This window comes from Pseudoalteromonas sp. BSi20480 (genome assembly GCF_000241365.1).
GTDB classification, from domain to species: Bacteria; Pseudomonadota; Gammaproteobacteria; order Enterobacterales; family Alteromonadaceae; genus Pseudoalteromonas; species Pseudoalteromonas marina.
The window spans coordinates 1-18,489 of the sequence record NZ_BADX01000089.1; the positions used below are offsets into that span (position 1 = coordinate 1).

Consider the following 18,489-nt stretch of genomic DNA (forward strand, 5'->3'; position numbering starts at 1 on the left):
ACCTTTATCATCATTTGGAACAGTGAATTAAATGTCCAATGGACGGATATAAATATCGAGTTGGTACTTTCCGGTATCAACACCTACGTTTATGTTTTGCTTTGTTTTTGTATTCATAATAAGCTAACTCTTACTTGCATAATGCGGGTTCGAGACCCAGTAGACTATTCGAGTGTGGTGCTTGGAGTCCTTTGTCGCGTTCGTTCTTGTTATCGGTCTCTCAACAGAGGAGCCTTTGCTCAATCGAACTACGACAAGGGAAGCTTAAGTTGCTGTTTAAGCCTGGGTCTCACATTACCCGAAATGGGGTTTAAATAGTAATTAAGATGGGTGTATTATCCATACAAGTGGATAATGTCGTTCGTAAACTCACTGGGACAAATACTCGCTGGCCTTCGGCCAAAGCGCTCGCATTCGCCCCATATTCAAAGCGTTAGTTTTTCAAGGAGGAATTAGGTTTGAATAACATTTTTGCCTACACAGGGATCGTTGCCTCGATTTGGATTGTGTTAGGTATTTATATTGCTTCTCGCTTCTATCCAAACTACAGCCATTCAAAACAGTTCTGTAGTGAACTCGGCGCTTTTGGTAGCCCTACTCAAAAATTGTCGCCTGCAATAAACAATTACCCTTTAGGTGCGCTGTTCGTTCTTTTTGGGTGCTACTTAATTATTTCATATCAGTCTCATGTACCAACTGTAGTAATAGGCGCTATGGTTATCGTTCATGGTATATGTACTTGGATTTGCGGCTACTTCCCGATGGATGCCGACGCATACACAAAGTCGCCCTCCCGAAGTTGCAAGATACACACGTGGTCAGGTTTAATTATGCTCCTTTCATTCATCGTTGCACCGCTGATAGTTACTTTTTATAGTTTTTATCCTGTACCACTTCGGTATCTTTCCGCCTTTTGTATTTTGGGCTGCTTTTATTTTTCATTTAAATTAGCAAAAGCACTCGAACTTAGAAGTGTCCCCGGTCTTCACCAGCGGCTTAGTTATGGCTTTCAAATACTGTGGTTGTTCATTTATTCAATCTTCGTGGTAGCATAAAAACTAACAAACGCATTAACACTCGCTTCGCTCGCTAGGGACAAATATACGTAGGCTCCCCTCGCGTTGCTCGGTATTTTAGCCTACGTATATTTGCCCGTTATGCGGGTATTATATGCCTAAGATTATGAATCGATTATTAGTTTTACTATTACCAATGTTTATTGTTGGTTGCGAAATTGAAAATGACAACCGTATAGGTTTAGGAATGAAAGTGGATTTCCTTGTAACTTCAGAATGCATGAAGTCTACATTTGAACATACTCAAAATACTCAAAACTTAATTACAAATGGCTCAAGTTTTTCTTTTGAACTCGATGAATATGAAGTCAATTTAACTATGTATGAGCAAACTGATATTAAAACTAGTTTTGAAATTGATATAGATGGCCAGCATTTAGATGAAGATATCGCTGTGTTTTATCGTAAAACTGACGCTCTTGCGAAAGCTTTTAAAAATAGCATAATTAAACACTGCTCTAATAAAAACGGCATATAATGAGGCGTTGAAGCTCTAGAATTACTCTTTTTAAAGAAAATTAGCCTGTTTTATGTGTTCCAAATAGCATTACCTAATGCTTTAAAAAAACTTAGAGTTATTTACAGGAGCTCGATTTTTAATTGAATTGGGCTGTTGAAGTTATTCTACAGTCTTATTATAAACCCTAAATAGAATCGAGTTTATGTCTCTGTTAGTTTGTAAAAAATGTAATTCAGCAATTACCGTAAGGATTAAAACACCCAACGCTAGGCAACGAAATTATGTTTGTCCTGTTTGTGGTACTTCAATTAATACATTTAAGATTATTAATTATGTAATTGGTCTTACTGTTTTGTTCACGCTTTGGGTTATTTCATTTTTCTCTCATCATATAATTGAGGGGAACTTTAGGTTGAATCAAGAGAATCAATTATCAGTAATAGCCGTTATTGTACTAGTAACCTTTATTGGCTATGTTACTTACAGACGCTCCAAGGAAGTTGAAAAATCTAAAAAGTGGGTGCTATTTGGTAGTATTGCAGGGTTATTACTTTTAAATGAAATTCATACAGCAGCTTTAAGAGTTTGGGGCCTGTAAGGAGTTTAACAGAATCATTGCTCTTCCCCCCTTACTATACCTCTCAAGTATTTCCCTCATACACATTTGCAGGGTTTATTTGCATTAGTAGCCCTGGGTTGTCTATCGGTTTAAACCCATATTGTGCATAAAGGCCATGCGCATCCGATGTGGCTAATAAAAAGCGCCTGAGCCCTTGTAGCTCAGGGTGTTCTACTATTGTTTTAATAAGTAACTTGCTCAGGCCACACCCTTGTAGGTGCGGGGTAATAAATACATCTGCCAAGTAGGCAAAAGTAGCGTTGTCGGTAACTACCCGTGCAAAACCAACTTGCTCGTTATTAGGGCTATACACGCCAAAGCACATTGGTTATCAATCGCTTTTTGCATCACACTTTTAGGTATGCCTTTTGCCCAGTAACTATTAGCAATAAAATTATAAATAACGTTATAGTTAAGCTTAGACTTGTCTGTACTAATTGAGTAGTTGTGAGGTTGTTGAGTCATTTTTAACTATCCAGTGAAGTATTTAATAGTTTTTTACATACTTTAACTGTGTATCGTGTAGTTTTGAAAGCAGCAGTAACGAGCAAATAGCACCAAATAACGCTAATGCCATATCTGACTGTGTATCCCACACATACCCTTGCGTCCCTAAAAATGCCTCAGCGTTTTCACCGGTCAGTACTGCTACCCACCACTCTATTAATTCGTAAAATGCACTAAACGCCAAACTGACAGATATAACAAATAAAGTTAACCAACCTCGGCCATTCACAACCTGCTTTCGTAGCAGTATTTCGCGCGCTAGCAAAGCGGGTACAAATCCCTGAAAAAAGTGCCCTACTTTGTCATAGTTATTGCGTTCGCTGCCAAATAAATTATCAAATAAAGGCACTTCTGCGTAGGTATAATGACCACCTATCATCAGCACAATACAATGCACTAAAATAAAAAGTACAATAAAGAGGTTAATTTAAAGTATTTGTACGTGCTTGCTATAAGTGCTAAACCAATCATTGCGGGAATAACTTCAAGTAACCAAGTGAATTGATCTTTAGGGTTAATGCCAGACCAAATTAATACACCAAAAAAAAGGCTTAGCCATGCAAATTTCACGAGTATCCTTACCTTATTTATTTAATTTTAATACAGTCTACCTTTTCAATATTAATAAAACCACCGCCTGTTATTTAGCTTAATTAATAGTAAAAGTGCAATTATCTGTAGTTAGTTTTAGCAGTTAATCGATTAAATAAATTAGGAAAAAATCGTTTTATCGTTGGTGCCCAACCACTTAATCCTTGCCCAACAATAACCTCGTCTTTTTTGTTAGCAATCGCTTTAATCATTTTTTCAGCCGCACAGGATACTGCCATGCCGTTTTCAATTGATTTTTCGGGTTTATTTTGTGCGACGCCATGCTCGTTTAACGAGTTATGAGCAATCGCTGTTTTAATCGAACCTGGGCAAATCGTTAAACAATGAATATTGTGCTCAGCTACTTCTGCTCGTAGGCAATCCATAAAGCCCACTACCGCATATTTTGAGCCTGAATAACCCGTTCTAAACTTTGAACCAACCTTTCCTGCCACACTGCTAATAGCCACGATTGAACCGCTTTTTCTTGCAACCATTGAAGGTAATATCGCTTTTGTCAGTGCTATTAAACCAAAATAATTAACCTCCATAAGCTGGCGGTATACATTAAAGTCGTTTTCTAAAAATAAACTGCGCTGCGACACCCCGCCGTTATTAATTAAAATATCGATAGAAGGTAAAGTGTGCAGTAAATCAGTAACCTGAGTCAAAACAGCCTCAGGCGCTGACAAATCAAGCGGTATAATTAAATGCCCATCACCTTCAAGCGTTGCTTTTACTTCGGTGAGCTTTTCAACATTGCGGGCAGATAAAATGACGCGTGCGCCTAGCTTCGCAAGTTGAACCGCAAGCTCCTTACCAATGCCTGACGATGCGCCTGTAACCCACACTGTTTTATTATTAAAATTCATAGGCACCTCTTTGCTCAATGAAGCTTTTGATTTGAGTAAGTGAATTTACGCCTTTGTTGGCCCTGCTATGTTGTTCACTTCTATTTCGAGCTGTTTGTAAAAGCCCATTAAAAATAGTAATTCTACAGTTACATACAATGGGCCAATAATTAAGCCAATTAAATCATCAACAAACGCGGGCTTTTTGCCTTCATAATAATGTCCAATAAATTGCAACACCCAACCAAACACAAATACGCCCACGCCAATACTTAACCAAGGCCAAAATGTCATAGCTGCTATAGGCTCAGCAGCAAACAGCAATGCAGTAAACAATATAGCCATAATTAAACCCAGCGATAGACTTAACATGAAGTAATAGATTACCGAAGCTAAAACAAATATCTGGGCACCATTAATAACAACGCCACCAAGGGGTATTTCAATGCGGGCAAGTAAACATAAAACGGCAAATACAATAAGTGGGATACCAAAAAAATGAGTAAGCACATTGCGCTTAGAGCGGTGATATAAACCATATTTGCCCAGTTGTTGTTGAAGTGTTTGCATTGTGTATTCCTCAATAAATATTTAGCTAAACACTAAACATAACAAATAAACGCGTAACAACAATGTCACCTACCCGACACTTACAAATTTAAGCTAACGCCGAAATAATACTTCCCTTTTCTCGTTCTGGTTGAGTATCCGTTCGTTCACGTCCATTTTTATACTCCTGTTCGAGCATTTTTTGTAGTTCGTCCATTTTTTTGTTAATTGAATCACTGTCAGCGCCTTGCTTTTGTAACTGCTCTGATAACGCTTCTATTAATGCTTTTATCTCTGCTATTTTGTCTTTATCGATACCTAAACGTTGGTAAACCAATGCCTCTTGAGCATTTTGTAAAAAATTATTAGCAACCTTTAGCTCATTAAACTCTTTCGGTTGTTGGGTGGTTTGTTGGATGGGGACATCTATTGCCGCACTCTTATTCATTAATGCCGCATTAGTGTCACTTACATAGCGACTATATTGATTCATATAAGAAGTTATCATCATTAGCTTAAATCCATTGCTGCAAAGTATTATCTGTAGCAATTTTGGTTCCAAAAAAATGGTTAAAATAAGCTAACTTAAAGCTAGGAACCAAAAATCTGGTTAAACAATTGAGGGTTTGTTTTTATTTGGCCAAAAATTTAAATTCTAACTGAAGGTTTATTGCACAACGCTTGAGTTAACTAGCAAGCGCCTGCAATTTACTTACATCCAACACTGTAATGCACTGATACCCCAAACTAATGGCATTTTTTTTAACCAGTTTTTGTAGTATTTGATTTATGGTTTGCCGTGTTAAATAGGTCATATCCGCTAATTGTTGCTGAGACAATGCCAATGGCGCTGAAAAATTGGTTTGCTCACTCAGCATTAATAATCTGTTACATACCTTTTGCTCTGCGCTGTGCAATGCATGATCTTCCATCGAAGAAAACATAAGCCGTAATTTTTGTGCCAATAATAAGCCAAACTCCTGCCAATACTCAGGGTGTTTACTTAATAGTTGCTCTAATGAACGTTGTGGTACATAAAATAACTGAGCGTCAGTTTGTGCGTAAACGTCATGGGTTCTTAAGCCTTTATCAAATAACGTTACTTCACCAAACCATAACGATGCATCTATGAAACTCAAAACGGCCTCTTTACCATTACTATTTACGCCACTAATTCGCATAACCCCACTTAAAACAACGTATATTCCATCATGCGCATCGCCACGTAAAAATAGCGCTTGTTGGGCTTTCAAAGTGAGTATTTTACCGTGAGCTAATAAAAACATTTTTAGCTTGGGGCTACGATTTTTAAACCATTGTCCTTGCTCTATTACTGCTTGCTGATGCGCTTTCATGGTACCTCTTTAACAATCGTACTCACTTTTTGGAACCCAACGATATTTGCTAATTTCAAATAATTCATTAAATTTGATTGCTCCGTTTTTAACTGTATTTCAACTTAACATTATTTGTTAATTTACTCGCACAATAACTCGAATTTATGACAATCCACTCAGATATATCAAGGGTCTAATCATTACATGTTGCGAGATTCAATTACTAGCACCACTTTTAAAGCATATTAATTTGGCATAATTTTAATGCAGTTTAACCAACCCCTTCACTCACAGTATAAATTACATTTTTCGAACAAATATATTTCATTTTATTAAAACATTAGTTGATCCTTCTATGAAATTGGTCTAGCATTTCTGGAAGCGCTTCCACATAGGCGATTTTTAATTTTCTTTTCTGGAAGCGCTTCCACACATTTGACAATGTTAACATTTACACAATAACAGCCTCATACAAGCTGTTAATAATAATGATAAAAGTACGAGGGAAACCGAATGGCTAACCATATTGTAAGAAAAACAAAGATAGCAACCAGCCTATCTTTGATTTTAAGCGCATCTATATCTTTACCGTTGCTTGCACAAGAAGAAGCAAATCAAGACGTTGAAGTAATTCAGGTCACCGGCTTTAAAAGTAGCATTAAAGAATCAACTCGATTAAAACGTGATGCCGCAGGTGTGGTAGACGCCATTTCTGCTGAAGATATTGGTAAATTTCCCGATACCAATTTAGCCGAATCGCTACAGCGTATTACCGGTGTGTCGATTGATCGCTCAAACGGTGAAGGGTCTAAAGTGACCGTTCGTGGTTTTGGCCCCGATTACAATATGGTAACCCTAAATGGTCGTACTATGCCGGCAGCTTCTCTTCCTGCAGGCGGCGGCACTCCCAATTCTCGTGCATTTGATTTTGCTAATTTGGCATCTGATAGCGTTAAATCAGTTGAAGTTTATAAAACAGGTAAAGCAAGTATTGCCTCTGGTGGTATTGGTGCAACTATTAACATTAACACTGCCCGGCCACTCGACAACCCTGGATTTATTTCAAGCATTGGTGTTAAAGCACTTCACGATACAACTAATCGCGTAGGCGATGACATTACACCTGAGCTTTCGGGTATTATTAGCTGGACCGACAGCGACGCTAAATTTGGCGCATCGTTAACGGCAAGCATGCAACAGCGCGATAGCTCATCAACAGGTGCATTTGTAAATCAGTGGAATACATCGGCTTTTGACGGCACTATTCCTCAAGCAGCTGACGATATTGTTTTAACTAACGCACCAGAGATTGGCCAACTTTATTCAATGCCATCAGATTTACGTTATACCATAGCCGACAGAGAGCGTACGCGTACAAATGCGCAATTAACATTTCAGTACAGCCCAATTGATGATTTAACAGCCACACTTGATTACACCTACTCTAAACAGGATTTATTTGAAGCACGTGCTGAGCAGTCTCTTTGGATGGACAATTACAAAAGTGCGCTAACCTTTGATGACAACACCGTTAAAACACCTGTCTATTACCGAGAAGAGCGCCGCGATCTACAAACGCGTGATTTAGGTTTAGCATTTCAAGAGTTAAATCAGGTAAATAAAAACGATTCAATCGGCTTAAATGTAGAGTATTACTTTAACTCTGAGTTGAGCTTTATGTTTGATGCGCACAATTCAAAAGCCACAAGTAAACCTGACGCACCATACGGCAGCTGGGTTAATGCTGGCCTTGGTGCAAATGTTATTAATGCACAAGAAGTAGACTTTAGCCGCGAACTTCCTTCTATGAGTATAGATTTTAACGACTGTCGACGCGCTAACTTAAACTGTAACAATACGCTCGACCCTGCAGATGTAGGTACCTCGATATTAGACTCTAATTTTGCAAGCCAAGAATCTGAAGTGAACGAATTTAGGCTTCATGGTAAATATGAGCTGGAAAACGGTGTAATTGACTTTGGCGTAGAATCTCGCTCTATGGAAAGCCATTCACTTCAGTCACTTACTCGTAACACGATGGGGAATTGGGGAGTTGAAAACCCTGGTGAATTACCTGACGGTTATTTAAATCCTACCAACTTTTTAGCTGAGTTTGACGATTACGATACGTCTGGCTCATTTAATCAAGGCTATACGGGCAGCGCTTCACAAATAGGCTATTGGGCAGGCGAGCAATATGGATTTAACTTCGCAGCCGATGGCGCTTTTGCCACAAACCGCACCATAGAAGAAGATATTACTGCGGCCTTTGTTCAGTTCTCTTATACTGGTTATTTTAATGACATGCCTTACAACATCGTTGTTGGCGCACGTCACGAGTCAACTGATATTACTTCAACTGCTAATATAGACCTGCCAAATGCCATTGCTTGGGAAGGCAACAACGATTTTAACGTACGCTTTGGCTCAGATAAGCAAGATTTCACACTAAAATCTAGTTACGATCACTTTTTACCCAGCTTAGACTTTGACATAGAAGTAATCGAAAACGTAAAAGCGCGCTTTTCTTACAGTACAACAATTGCCCGTCCAACGTATGATAACTTAAGTTCTGCCGCTACTGTCGGTGTACCGGGAGCGCCAACCTTATTGCCTGGTTCGTCACCAGCAACAGCGTCAACAGGTAATCCTGGTTTAGTGCCGCTTGAGTCAGATAACATTGATGTATCGGCAGAATGGTATTTTGCAGAAACAAGCTATGTATCGGTAGGTTACTACACAAAAGATATCGAAAACTTTATTGGTTTAACGCCAATGACACAAAATTACTATGGTTTACGCGATGCAACTGCGGGCCCTCGCGCGCAAGCTGCCATTGCAGAGCTTGAAGCCCGTGGGCTTGCTGTTACAGATTCAAACTTATTCCAAATGGTTGCGGCTACCGAAAATGGGGTAGATTTTGATTCTATGACTTACGAAGAATTTGAAGCGGCGTACGATGTTATTGCTAACAGCGATGACCCACTACTCGATTTTACTGCACAAGTACCAACCAATAATAAAAGCGCCACCATAGATGGTTTTGAAATTGCATTTCAACACTTTTTTGGTGAAAGCGGTTTTGGCGTTCAAGCAAACTACACTACCGTTAATGGTGATATAGACTTTGATGTAAATGCTAACCCTTCTACAACGCAGTTTGCACTGGTAGGGCTAAGCGATACAGCCAACTTTATTGCCATGTACGAAAACGATGACTTTCAAGCCCGTGTTGCCTATAACTGGCGGGATAAGTTTTTAAATAGTGCTGCGCGTTACGTTAACGAACCTGGTTTTACTGAAGAGTATTATCAAATCGACTTTAACGTTGCGTACAACTACAGCGAACAGCTTTCGTTTTTTGTTGAAGGTATAAATATTACTGAGCAAAACAGCCGCGAACATGCCCGTACATCAGTGCAATTATGGAACTTGCAACAACTAGGCGCACGCTACAATATTGGTATGCGTTACAACTTCTAAAGGTAATACCAAGCAAAGCCGTTAGTTTTTACTAGCGGCTTTTTTGTATTTAAAACGATATAGTTTACGTGTTATCAAGTTTAGGGTTTTAACTCATGACCAAACCAATAAAAAAAATAGTCATTTTAGGTGGTGGTACAGCCGGCTGGCTAAGTGCGGGTTTATTAGCTGCTGAGAATCCACATTTGAGTGTCACGTTAATTGAGTCAGCAAACGTACCAATACTAGGTGTAGGCGAAGGCACGTGGCCTTCAATGCGTAATACGTTACAGCGTATTGGCATTAAAGAAATTGATTTTATAACCCAGTGCGATGCCACCTTTAAGCAAGGTTCTAAATTTATAAATTGGCGCAACCTAAGTAAGGGAGAAAACTACTACCACCCTTTTATGGACCCTCAAGGCTACGAGCAAACCAATTTACAAGCAAGTTGGCAACGTATTGCACCTAACCAAAAGTTTGCTGACGTTGTTAATATGCAAAGTTTTGTATGCCAAGCAGCACTTGCACCAAAACAATTACAAACACCCGAATACGCAGCAGTCACCAACTATGGCTATCATTTAGATGCAGGTAAATTTGCCGAGTTTTTAAAAAACCACTGTGTTAAAAACTTAAATGTTACACATATTACTGACGATGTAACCCACGTTATTAACGACGAGCATGGCTATATTGCCTCATTAAAAACAAATAAAAATGGCGATATAACAGGTGATTTATTTTTAGATTGCTCAGGCTCTCGTGCGCGTTTAATTGGTGAACATTTTAAAAGTGAATTTATAGCGCAAGATCATATTTTATTTAATAATAGCGCTGTTGCGGCGCAAGTACCTAATGCACACATCAATCAGCCAATTGCCTCTGCAACGCTCTCTACTGCGCAAAGTAACGGCTGGATTTGGGATATAGCCCTACCCACACGCCGTGGCACTGGTTATGTATTTAGTAGTCAATATCAAAGCGATGAAAGCGCAACTGATACTTTAAAAAGCTACATAGCTAAAAGTACTAGCGAGCAACAAGCTGAGCAGCTTAATTACCGTGTATTAAAATTCAGTCCAGGGTACAGACAAAAGTTTTGGATTAAAAACTGTGTTGCCGTGGGTATGTCGGCTGGATTTTTAGAGCCACTTGAAGCCTCTGCACTTGCCATGGTTGAACTTTCAATTAGCATGATAAGCGAGCAACTACCACAAAACCGCACGCATATGAGCCAGCTTGAAACGCGTTTTAATGACCGCTTTAGCACGCGTTGGCAACGTGTTGTCGAATTTTTAAAACTCCATTATGTGCTAAGCGAACGCGACGATACCCCCTACTGGCAAAACATTCGCGATTTAACAACTGCACCAGAGCGCCTACAAAACTTACTTAAACTTTGGCAATTTCAGCCCCCTAGCCGCTTTGACTTTATTGAAAACGAAGAAGTATTTTCATCAAGTAGTTACCAGTATGTTTTATATGGCATGGGCTTTAATACACAAACTGTATCTGCACAAAATGCATTTAACGACCCACGTGCTGGGGATTACTATTATCAGCAAAACCGTGAAAAAATAGCGCAATACTTAAAAGGCTTACCGAGTAACCGCGAGCTTTTAAATGATCTTTTATCTAATAATAGGCAGCCACATAATGACTAAAAAAAATGCAGTTAAAAATGTAGTAATAGCGGGAGGCGGCACTGCAGGCTGGATGGCTGCGGCTGCACTTGCAAAATTAATTGGCAAAAATATACACGTTACCCTTGTTGAATCTGACGATATTGGCACTGTAGGCGTTGGCGAGGCAACAATTCCGCCTATTCGTACGTTTCATAAATTGCTAGGTATAAACGAGCAAGCTTTTATGAAAGCCACTCAAGCAAGCTTTAAATTAGGTATTAGCTTTGAAAACTGGGGCGATGAAAACACGCGTTATATTCACTCATTTGGCGCAACAGGCAAAGAATGTTGGGCGGGTGAGTTTCATCACTTTTGGCTACAAGGCAAAACTTTAGGAATAAACAACCCATTTGGCGATTACTGTTACGAGCTGCAAGCGGCTAAAGCCGGTAAATTTGCGTTTAACCAACAAAACCCTATTAACTACGCCTACCATATGGATGCTACCCGCTACGCGCAGTTTTTACGTGAATTTTCAGAGCCATTAGGCGTAAAGCGTGTTGAAGGTAAAATACAAAAAGTAGTAAAAAGCGCTAATACAGGCCACATAGAATCATTACTTTTAAATAGTGGCGAGCAAATAAACGGCGACTTTTTTATAGATTGCACCGGCTTTAAAGGCTTATTAATTGAGCAAGCATTGCATACGGGCTACGAAGATTGGTCGCACTTATTACCATGCAATAGCGCCATTGCAGTACAAACAAAATCAACAATCGATACCGTATTGCCACTTACCCGCTCTATTGCCCATATAAGCGGTTGGCAATGGCGTATACCGCTGCAAAATCGTGTAGGCAATGGGTTAGTGTATTGCAGCCAATATATGGATGACGAACAAGCTAAAGCGTTATTGCTAAATAACATTGAAGGTGAAGCGCTTACTGAACCCCGTGTTATTAAATTTAAAACTGGGCGGCGCTTAAAAGGCTGGAACAAAAACTGCCTTGCGCTTGGTCTTGCAAGCGGTTTTGTTGAACCACTTGAGTCCACCAGCATTCATTTAATTATGTCGGGTATTATTCGTTTTATGCGTTTATTTCCGTTTAATGGCATAACCAATCACGCCATTGACGAATACAACAAACAACTTAAAAGCGAAATTGAAAATATTCGCGATTTTATTGTGCTGCATTACAAAGTAACTAATCGCGATGACAGCGAATTTTGGCAACACTGTAGCGCCATGGAAGTGCCAAAAACACTTCAGCATAAAATTGATTTGTTTAAACAAACTGGCCGTGTATTTTTAGACGATGGTGATATTTTTAGAGTCGATTCCTGGGTGCAAGTTATGCTTGGACAAGGTATTGGGCCCGAACAACACCACTTAATAGCCAGCATGATGAGCGACGAAGAACTCACCCGTTTTTTACACAGTATTAAGCAACAAATCGAACAGCGCGTAAGCCAATTACCACCCCACCATGAGTTTTTAAAACACTATTGCCCTGCATGAAAAAAGCCCTTAAAAAAGGGCTTTGGGTACACACAACAATTTTTACGCTTTATTACTCACACTTAACCGTGGCGCTATTAGCGCTTTGTGGTTTAAAGCTAATATCTGCAACTGAAACGCTAAACTCTCCTGCCGTTTTAAAAATAAATGGGCTGGTTACTCTGGCAAAATCAACGCCCTTTTTAGTAAAACAGGTTAAATCTACACTCATTGTTTGCCATGTATTTAAGGCTGAATTTTTAAGCTCATTGGTAATATTAAGCTCGCCACCACAGCCTTGCTCGCATTTCATACCTAGTTGTACTTGCTTTGTTGGCATTGTATTTATTTTATAGCTAAAGCTAAGCGCTGAATTGGCCTCAATATAAGCCACTTTGTCTTCAGTAAAGTTACTGTTAATTTCGATATAGCTTGTGCTAGAGCCTGTAAAATTAAACGCCATCGCATCTTCTTGAATGGTCATATCTTCAGTACGATAAGTAATGCCGCCAAGCTTTACACTGTTGCTGGCCACTTGATGCTGCTGGTTATTAGAGTTTAAAAACAAACGCCACGGTGTTTTAAAGCTGCCATTAAATATAGACAGCGGCGCAAGGTTGCTTACATCAACACCTGAGTCTTCATTTAGGTTATTGGCAAGGGTACTTTTATCTTTATAGGTTAACCCAAATCCGTAAGGTAGTAGCGGTGCATAATGTTCATCGCCCTTGTTTACAGCCGTTTGTAGTGGCGATTTGGGCCACGAGAACGATAACTTACCTTTAAAGTCATGTTGTACTTGCCCATTTACATCCGCTAGTAAAACATCAGCAATGCCTTGGCCTTCAGTGCCAGGGAGCCATGCAGCTACAAACGCATCAGATGCATTTAGCTCGCTATTAACCCACATGGGTCTGCCCGATATAAACACAGATACGACCGGTATATTTTGCTGTTTTAACGCTTTTAAAATTTTAAGTGAGCGTTTATTACCTCGCTCAAATTCAAGGTTGTCTTTATCGCCATGCCCTTCTGCGTATGGCTCTTCGCCAAATACAACAATGGCTACATCGGGTTTAGTATAAAACGTGCCATTTGGGCTTAAAATAGCGTTACCACCTGCTGTATCTATTTGCGCTTTTAATCCGGCATATATAGAGGTAGCTCCAGGAAAGTCTTCATTTTTATTGTTAGTGCCTTGCCAGGTAATGCTCCAACCGCCCGATTGTTTACCAATATTATTGGCCGCATCGCCTGCTATAAGTATATTGCTTGATGGGTTAATCGGTAATATATGGTTATTGTTTTTAAGCAGTACTAAAGACTCTTGCACCGCTTGGCGGGCAATATCACGATGTGCTGGCGCACCAATTAGCGCTACTTTACCTGAGAATTTACGCTTGGCAGGGCTTGGTTTTTCAAATAAACCTGCGCGCAATTTAACACGTAAAATACGCGCAACGGCATCATCTATTCTAGCCATAGGAATAGTACCCGCTTTTACTTGCGCTATTGTATTGTTATAAAGTGGTTTCCAAGCATCTGTAGGCACCATAAAAATATCAAGCCCCGCATTGACCGCTTGTGGGCAGCTTTCGTTAGTACAGCCGGCAACTTGCCCGTGGCCATTCCAATCTCCTACAACAAAGCCATCAAAACCCATTTTGGTTTTGAGTACATCGGTAAGTAAGTATTTATTGCCATGATTTTTTTTACCATGCCAGCTATTAAACGACGCCATAACAGACTGGCTACCTGCCGTTAAGCCACCTACATAACCTTGCGCATGTATGTTGTACAAATCTTTTTCGGTATCAATATTATTACCTTGATCGTCGCCATCCACTGTACCGCCATCACCTAAAAAGTGCTTAACAGTACTAATTACGCGTTTATCACTTAAAAAGTCGCCATCGGCTCTACCTTGTAAGCCATTTACAATAGCGGCTGAATACTCGCGAACAATTGCAGGGTCTTCTGAATAGCCTTCGTAGGTTCTGCCCCAGCGATCATCGCGCACTACAGCTACGGTAGGTGCAAACACCCAATCAATCCCTGTAGCCATTACTTCTACCGCTGTTGCCGCTGCAATTTGCTCTATAAGCGCAGGGTTATTAGCAGCACCCAAACCAATATTATGTGGAAATAACGTCGCACCAATGACGTTATTGTGTCCATGTACGGCATCGGTGCCCCACATGGTAGGGATTTTACTGCCATCAAGCGTATCATCAACCGATGCTTGATACATACTCTCTGCAAGCGCTATCCAGTCAGCAGGAGTAGCATGCTTATTAGCATCAGGAAAAGAGCCTCCACCATTTAAATAAGATCCAAACCCATATTTGCGCATATCTTCAACGGTTATATCGCGAATTTCTGGTTGGATCATTTGCGCTACTTTTTGCTCAAGCGTCATCGACTTTAAATAACCAGCAATTGTATTTTCAATCTCGGCACTTTTTTGTACTTTGTTTTTAAGTGTTGCCCAAAGTGTTATATCGCCCTGCTCATGCTCCGAGGCGTTAGTATGATTGTTACTAACTTGCGTTTGCTGTTTATTACAGGCTGTTAAAACGCATATTCCTCCCACCAAAAGGGGAAGTATTTTTAATGCTTTTGTGTTTAAGCTTTTTCTCATTGTTATGGCCCTGTGTTGTCTGGGTGCGTTTTTATAATGTAATTTGCTTATTTAAATATAACTATTGACCTGTTTAACAATAGCCACTAACCTAAATATGGAAGCGCTTCCTGAAAGTTATTAAATACTATACCCAGCGATTAATCAAATTAATTATGGAAGCGCTTCCAACTTTAACTTTATAAAAGCAAATTTACTAAAAATAAAGCAGGGGTTTTCGCTTAATGAAACAATTATCTTTACCTAGTGGCTCACCACTTTTAGCCAAACACTTTACTTACGGTGTGGCCACAGCGTCTTTTCAAATTGAGGGTGGCGCAGCAGATCGTCTCCCCTGCATTTGGGATACCTTTTGTAGTAAAGAAGGTAAAATTGCTGATAATTCAAATGGTGATGTTGCCTGTGAGCACTACACTCGTTGGAAAGACGATATAGATTTAATTGAGTCGCTAGGTGTAGACGCCTACAGGCTTTCTATTTCTTGGCCGCGTGTGATGACTAAAGCTGGCCATTTAAACCCTGAAGGGGTTAAGTTTTACACCGATATTTTAGATGAGCTAAAACGTCGTAATATCAAAGCTTTTGTTACTTTGTACCACTGGGATTTACCACAACATATTGAAGACGAAGGCGGTTGGCTTAACCGAAACACGGCTTACGAATTTGCACATTACGCAGACTTAATTACCCAAGCCTTTGGTGAGCGAGTACATTCTTATGCAACACTAAACGAGCCATTTTGTAGCTCTTATTTAGGCTACGAAATTGGCGTACATGCACCCGGTATTGTAGGTCGAGAACACGGGCGAAAAGCTGCCCATCATTTACTACTTGGCCACGGATTAGCGATGCAAGTGCTTGCTAAAAATAGCCCTAATTCACTCAACGGTATTGTGCTTAACTTTACGCCTTGCTACTCAGTTACCCAATGCGAAGAAGATTTAAAAGCCACTGCATTTGCTGATGACTACATAAATCAATGGTATATGCAGCCAGTAATGCAAGGTCAATACCCTAATATTATTAACCAATTACCTAAAGCCCAGTGCCCTGATATTTTACCAGGCGATATGGAAATTATTGCACAGCCACTTGATTATTTAGGTGTGAATTTTTATACCCGTATGCATTATCAAGCAAGCGAAACAGACTTTTATCATGAGCTGCCACACAAAGCCCCAATGACCGATATTGGCTGGGAAATTTACCCTAAAGCGCTTACAGAGTTACTTGTATCGTTAAACGAAAAATACACCCTACCACCTATTTATATTACCGAAAATGGCGCAGCCATGGCTGATGAATTTAAAGACGGTGAAGTGAAAGACACCGATCGTATTGACTATTACCACGAACATTTAAATGCCCTACATAATGCAACAGCACAAGGTGTTAAGGTAGATGGTTACTTTGCGTGGAGCCTCATGGATAATTTTGAATGGGCAGAAGGGTATTTAAAACGCTTTGGTATAGTACACGTAGACTACAACACACAAAAACGAACTGTTAAAGCCAGTGGTAAAGCGTACACTAAACTCATAACAAGCCGATAAATTAGCGGCTTATAACAATAAGAACACACACTGTGAACAAACTCCCTTTATACGAAAAAGTCGGTTATGCCATGGGTGACGCGGGTGCTAATTTAGTATGGCGCGGCGCATTGGCCTATTTAGCGGTATTTTATACCGACACCTTTGGCATATCGGCTGCAGCGGCCGCCATGCTGTTTTTAGTGGTTAGATTATCTGATGGTGTAACCGATATAATTATGGGCATGATTGCCGATAGAACGCAGTCACGCTTTGGAAAATTTAGGCCGTGGATACTCTACTCCGCGCCCTTTTTAGGTTTATTTATGGTGCTGTGCTTTACCACACCTAACTTTAACGAAACCAATAAACTTATTTATGCCTACGTTACTTATATTGGTTTAACACTTGCTTATACAGTCAGTAACGTACCCTACTCTGCACTTATGGGCGTAATGACCCCCGATGACACCGAGCGCACAAAGCTATCAGGATTCAGATTTGCAGGCGCGTTTACCGGCGGGTTATTAGTGATGGGTTTTTTACCCGATTTAGTCGCTTACTTTGGAGGCGGTGATAACGCCAAGGGCTATCAGCTCACTATGTATTTGTTCGCAAGTTTACTTATTGCGCTTATGGTTATTACCTTTGTAAGCACTAAAGAGCGTGTAATAGCCACAGCTTCAGAGCAAGGGTGTTTAAAATCAGAACTGTTTGATTTAACTAAAAACCTGCCATTTATAATATTACCTTTGTTATCAACAACACTGTTTTTTTATTATCGCGATTTATACAGCGGATTATTTTTTGCTTTAGTTATGGCGGCAATGACTGTTGTTATAAAAAAACTACTTAATAAAAACAAACAAAACCTAACCGGTTCGCAGCGCGATATGGTCGATTTACTAACAAATAAACCGTGGCTCGTTTTATTGGGTATTGGCTTTTTAACCATGATGTTTAACGGCATAAAATATGGTGTTATTGCCTATTACTTTAAGTACCACGTTGCTGATGAACTCATGGCAGGGCAATATTTTATTGCCTTATTAATAGTATCTATATTTGGTGCACTTGCTACAGGCAAGCTGGCTGAAATTATGGGCAAACGCAATTTATTTATTGCATCGTTGTTGCTAAGCGGCTTATTAACCACTGCATTTTATTGGGTGCCTAGCAATAATATTGTCGCTGTATTTACGTTTGGCTGCGCGGCTGAGTTTTTTGCCGCTATGATGCCTACTTTGTTTTTTAGCATGCTGGGAGATTCTGCTGACTACTCCGAGTGGAAAAATAAACGCCGCGCAACCGGGCTTATTTATTCTGCAGGCACCTTTGTACAAAAAACGGGAGGTGGTTTTGCTGGGGCACTCGTATTAGTGGTACTTGCAAGCTATGGGTATAACGGTATGGATGAGCTTACAATTAACCAAACCCTTCCCGCTATGCAGTTGTTAATGAGCTGGATCCCTGCTGCTTTTGCATTTTTAGGCGCCGCGTTGATGCTTATTTATCCGCTTACACCTGCAATAACCCAAAAAATAACAGAAGATTTAGCAATTAGGCGCAGTAATGTGTAAATTAACATTTAATCACAATTTATGTTTTATAAATTTTATTTAAAACAAATGCGTACAAGCTAGGATATAAATGGCGACTATTTATCAAGTATCAGAAATGGCAGGAGTGTCTTTATCAACTGTTTCTAGGGTGCTTAACGACAACGACTACGTAAGTA

14 protein-coding genes and 2 pseudogenes are annotated in these 18,489 nt (G+C 39.8%); 9 read left to right on the top strand and 7 right to left on the bottom strand.

The genetic code is table 11. The annotated features are described in order from the left end of the window. Positions 1 to 458 precede the first annotated feature (458 nt). From P20480_RS19220 to P20480_RS18140, 3 genes are all read left to right on the top strand, one after another. Complete coding sequence (locus tag P20480_RS19220) at positions 459 to 1,055, top strand: DUF998 domain-containing protein (RefSeq protein ID WP_008129872.1); 597 nt, start codon at positions 459 to 461, stop codon at positions 1,053 to 1,055. A gap of 127 nt (positions 1,056 to 1,182) precedes the next feature. After that, on the top strand, positions 1,183 to 1,554 hold the full coding sequence (locus P20480_RS08620) for a hypothetical protein (RefSeq protein WP_238530300.1): 372 nt from the start codon (positions 1,183 to 1,185) through the stop codon (positions 1,552 to 1,554). Positions 1,555 to 1,738: 184 nt separating this feature from the next. Beyond that, positions 1,739 to 2,134 carry a zinc ribbon domain-containing protein gene (locus tag P20480_RS18140; protein WP_033025477.1) on the top strand — a complete coding sequence of 132 codons (396 nt, stop codon included), beginning with the start codon at positions 1,739 to 1,741 and terminating at the stop codon, positions 2,132 to 2,134. Positions 2,135 to 2,177: 43 nt separating this feature from the next. Here P20480_RS18140 and P20480_RS18145 read toward each other — a convergent pair. From P20480_RS18145 to P20480_RS08600, 6 genes and pseudogenes are all read right to left on the bottom strand, one after another. Further along, positions 2,178 to 2,620 (bottom strand): annotated as a pseudogene (locus P20480_RS18145) (GNAT family N-acetyltransferase). 22 nt (positions 2,621 to 2,642) lie between these two features. Further along, positions 2,643 to 3,232, bottom strand: a pseudogene (locus P20480_RS18150) (DUF2238 domain-containing protein). Between the two features lie 101 nt (positions 3,233 to 3,333). Continuing rightward, positions 3,334 to 4,125 carry an SDR family oxidoreductase gene (locus tag P20480_RS08615; protein ID WP_008129879.1) on the bottom strand — a complete coding sequence of 264 codons (792 nt, stop codon included), beginning with the start codon at positions 4,123 to 4,125 and terminating at the stop codon, positions 3,334 to 3,336. 45 nt (positions 4,126 to 4,170) lie between these two features. Continuing rightward, positions 4,171 to 4,674 (bottom strand): Mpo1 family 2-hydroxy fatty acid dioxygenase, encoded by a 504-nt coding sequence (locus P20480_RS08610; RefSeq protein WP_008129882.1) that lies wholly within the window; start codon positions 4,672 to 4,674, stop codon positions 4,171 to 4,173. Positions 4,675 to 4,762: 88 nt separating this feature from the next. Next, positions 4,763 to 5,164, bottom strand: a complete 402-nt coding sequence (locus tag P20480_RS08605) for a hypothetical protein (protein ID WP_033025479.1) — start codon at positions 5,162 to 5,164, stop codon at positions 4,763 to 4,765. Between the two features lie 175 nt (positions 5,165 to 5,339). After that, positions 5,340 to 6,008: a Crp/Fnr family transcriptional regulator gene (locus P20480_RS08600; RefSeq protein ID WP_008129892.1), complete on the bottom strand. Its 669-nt coding sequence runs from the start codon at positions 6,006 to 6,008 to the stop codon at positions 5,340 to 5,342. A 495-nt stretch (positions 6,009 to 6,503) separates the two neighbouring features. Between P20480_RS08600 and P20480_RS08595 the strand changes: the two genes are divergently transcribed. The 3 genes from P20480_RS08595 to P20480_RS08585 all read left to right on the top strand — a co-directional run bounded on the left by P20480_RS08595 (position 6,504) and on the right by P20480_RS08585 (position 12,599). Further along, positions 6,504 to 9,473 (top strand): TonB-dependent receptor, encoded by a 2,970-nt coding sequence (locus tag P20480_RS08595; protein WP_008129893.1) that lies wholly within the window; start codon positions 6,504 to 6,506, stop codon positions 9,471 to 9,473. A 95-nt stretch (positions 9,474 to 9,568) separates the two neighbouring features. Continuing rightward, a complete protein-coding gene (locus P20480_RS08590) occupies positions 9,569 to 11,119 on the top strand; it encodes a tryptophan halogenase family protein (protein ID WP_008129895.1) in 1,551 nt (516 codons plus the stop codon). Next, positions 11,112 to 12,599 carry a tryptophan halogenase family protein gene (locus P20480_RS08585; RefSeq protein WP_008129898.1) on the top strand — a complete coding sequence of 496 codons (1,488 nt, stop codon included), beginning with the start codon at positions 11,112 to 11,114 and terminating at the stop codon, positions 12,597 to 12,599. Before P20480_RS08590 ends, P20480_RS08585 begins: the two co-directional genes overlap by 8 nt. Positions 12,600 to 12,651: 52 nt before the next feature. Here P20480_RS08585 and P20480_RS08580 read toward each other — a convergent pair whose 3' ends face one another. Continuing rightward, positions 12,652 to 15,219, bottom strand: a complete 2,568-nt coding sequence (locus tag P20480_RS08580) for a glycoside hydrolase family 3 protein (RefSeq protein WP_008129900.1) — start codon at positions 15,217 to 15,219, stop codon at positions 12,652 to 12,654. 224 nt (positions 15,220 to 15,443) lie between these two features. On the opposite strand from P20480_RS08580, the gene P20480_RS08575 reads away from it, so the two are divergent. From P20480_RS08575 to P20480_RS19225, 3 genes are all read left to right on the top strand, one after another. Then, positions 15,444 to 16,772, top strand: coding sequence for a GH1 family beta-glucosidase (locus P20480_RS08575; RefSeq protein ID WP_008129902.1), 1,329 nt, complete (start codon positions 15,444 to 15,446; stop codon positions 16,770 to 16,772). Between the two features lie 32 nt (positions 16,773 to 16,804). Next, positions 16,805 to 18,331, top strand: a complete 1,527-nt coding sequence (locus P20480_RS08570; RefSeq protein ID WP_008129904.1) for an MFS transporter — start codon at positions 16,805 to 16,807, stop codon at positions 18,329 to 18,331. Between the two features lie 70 nt (positions 18,332 to 18,401). After that, positions 18,402 to 18,489 (top strand): LacI family DNA-binding transcriptional regulator (locus P20480_RS19225; protein ID WP_138922287.1); only part of this gene is annotated, 88 nt, incomplete at its 3' end.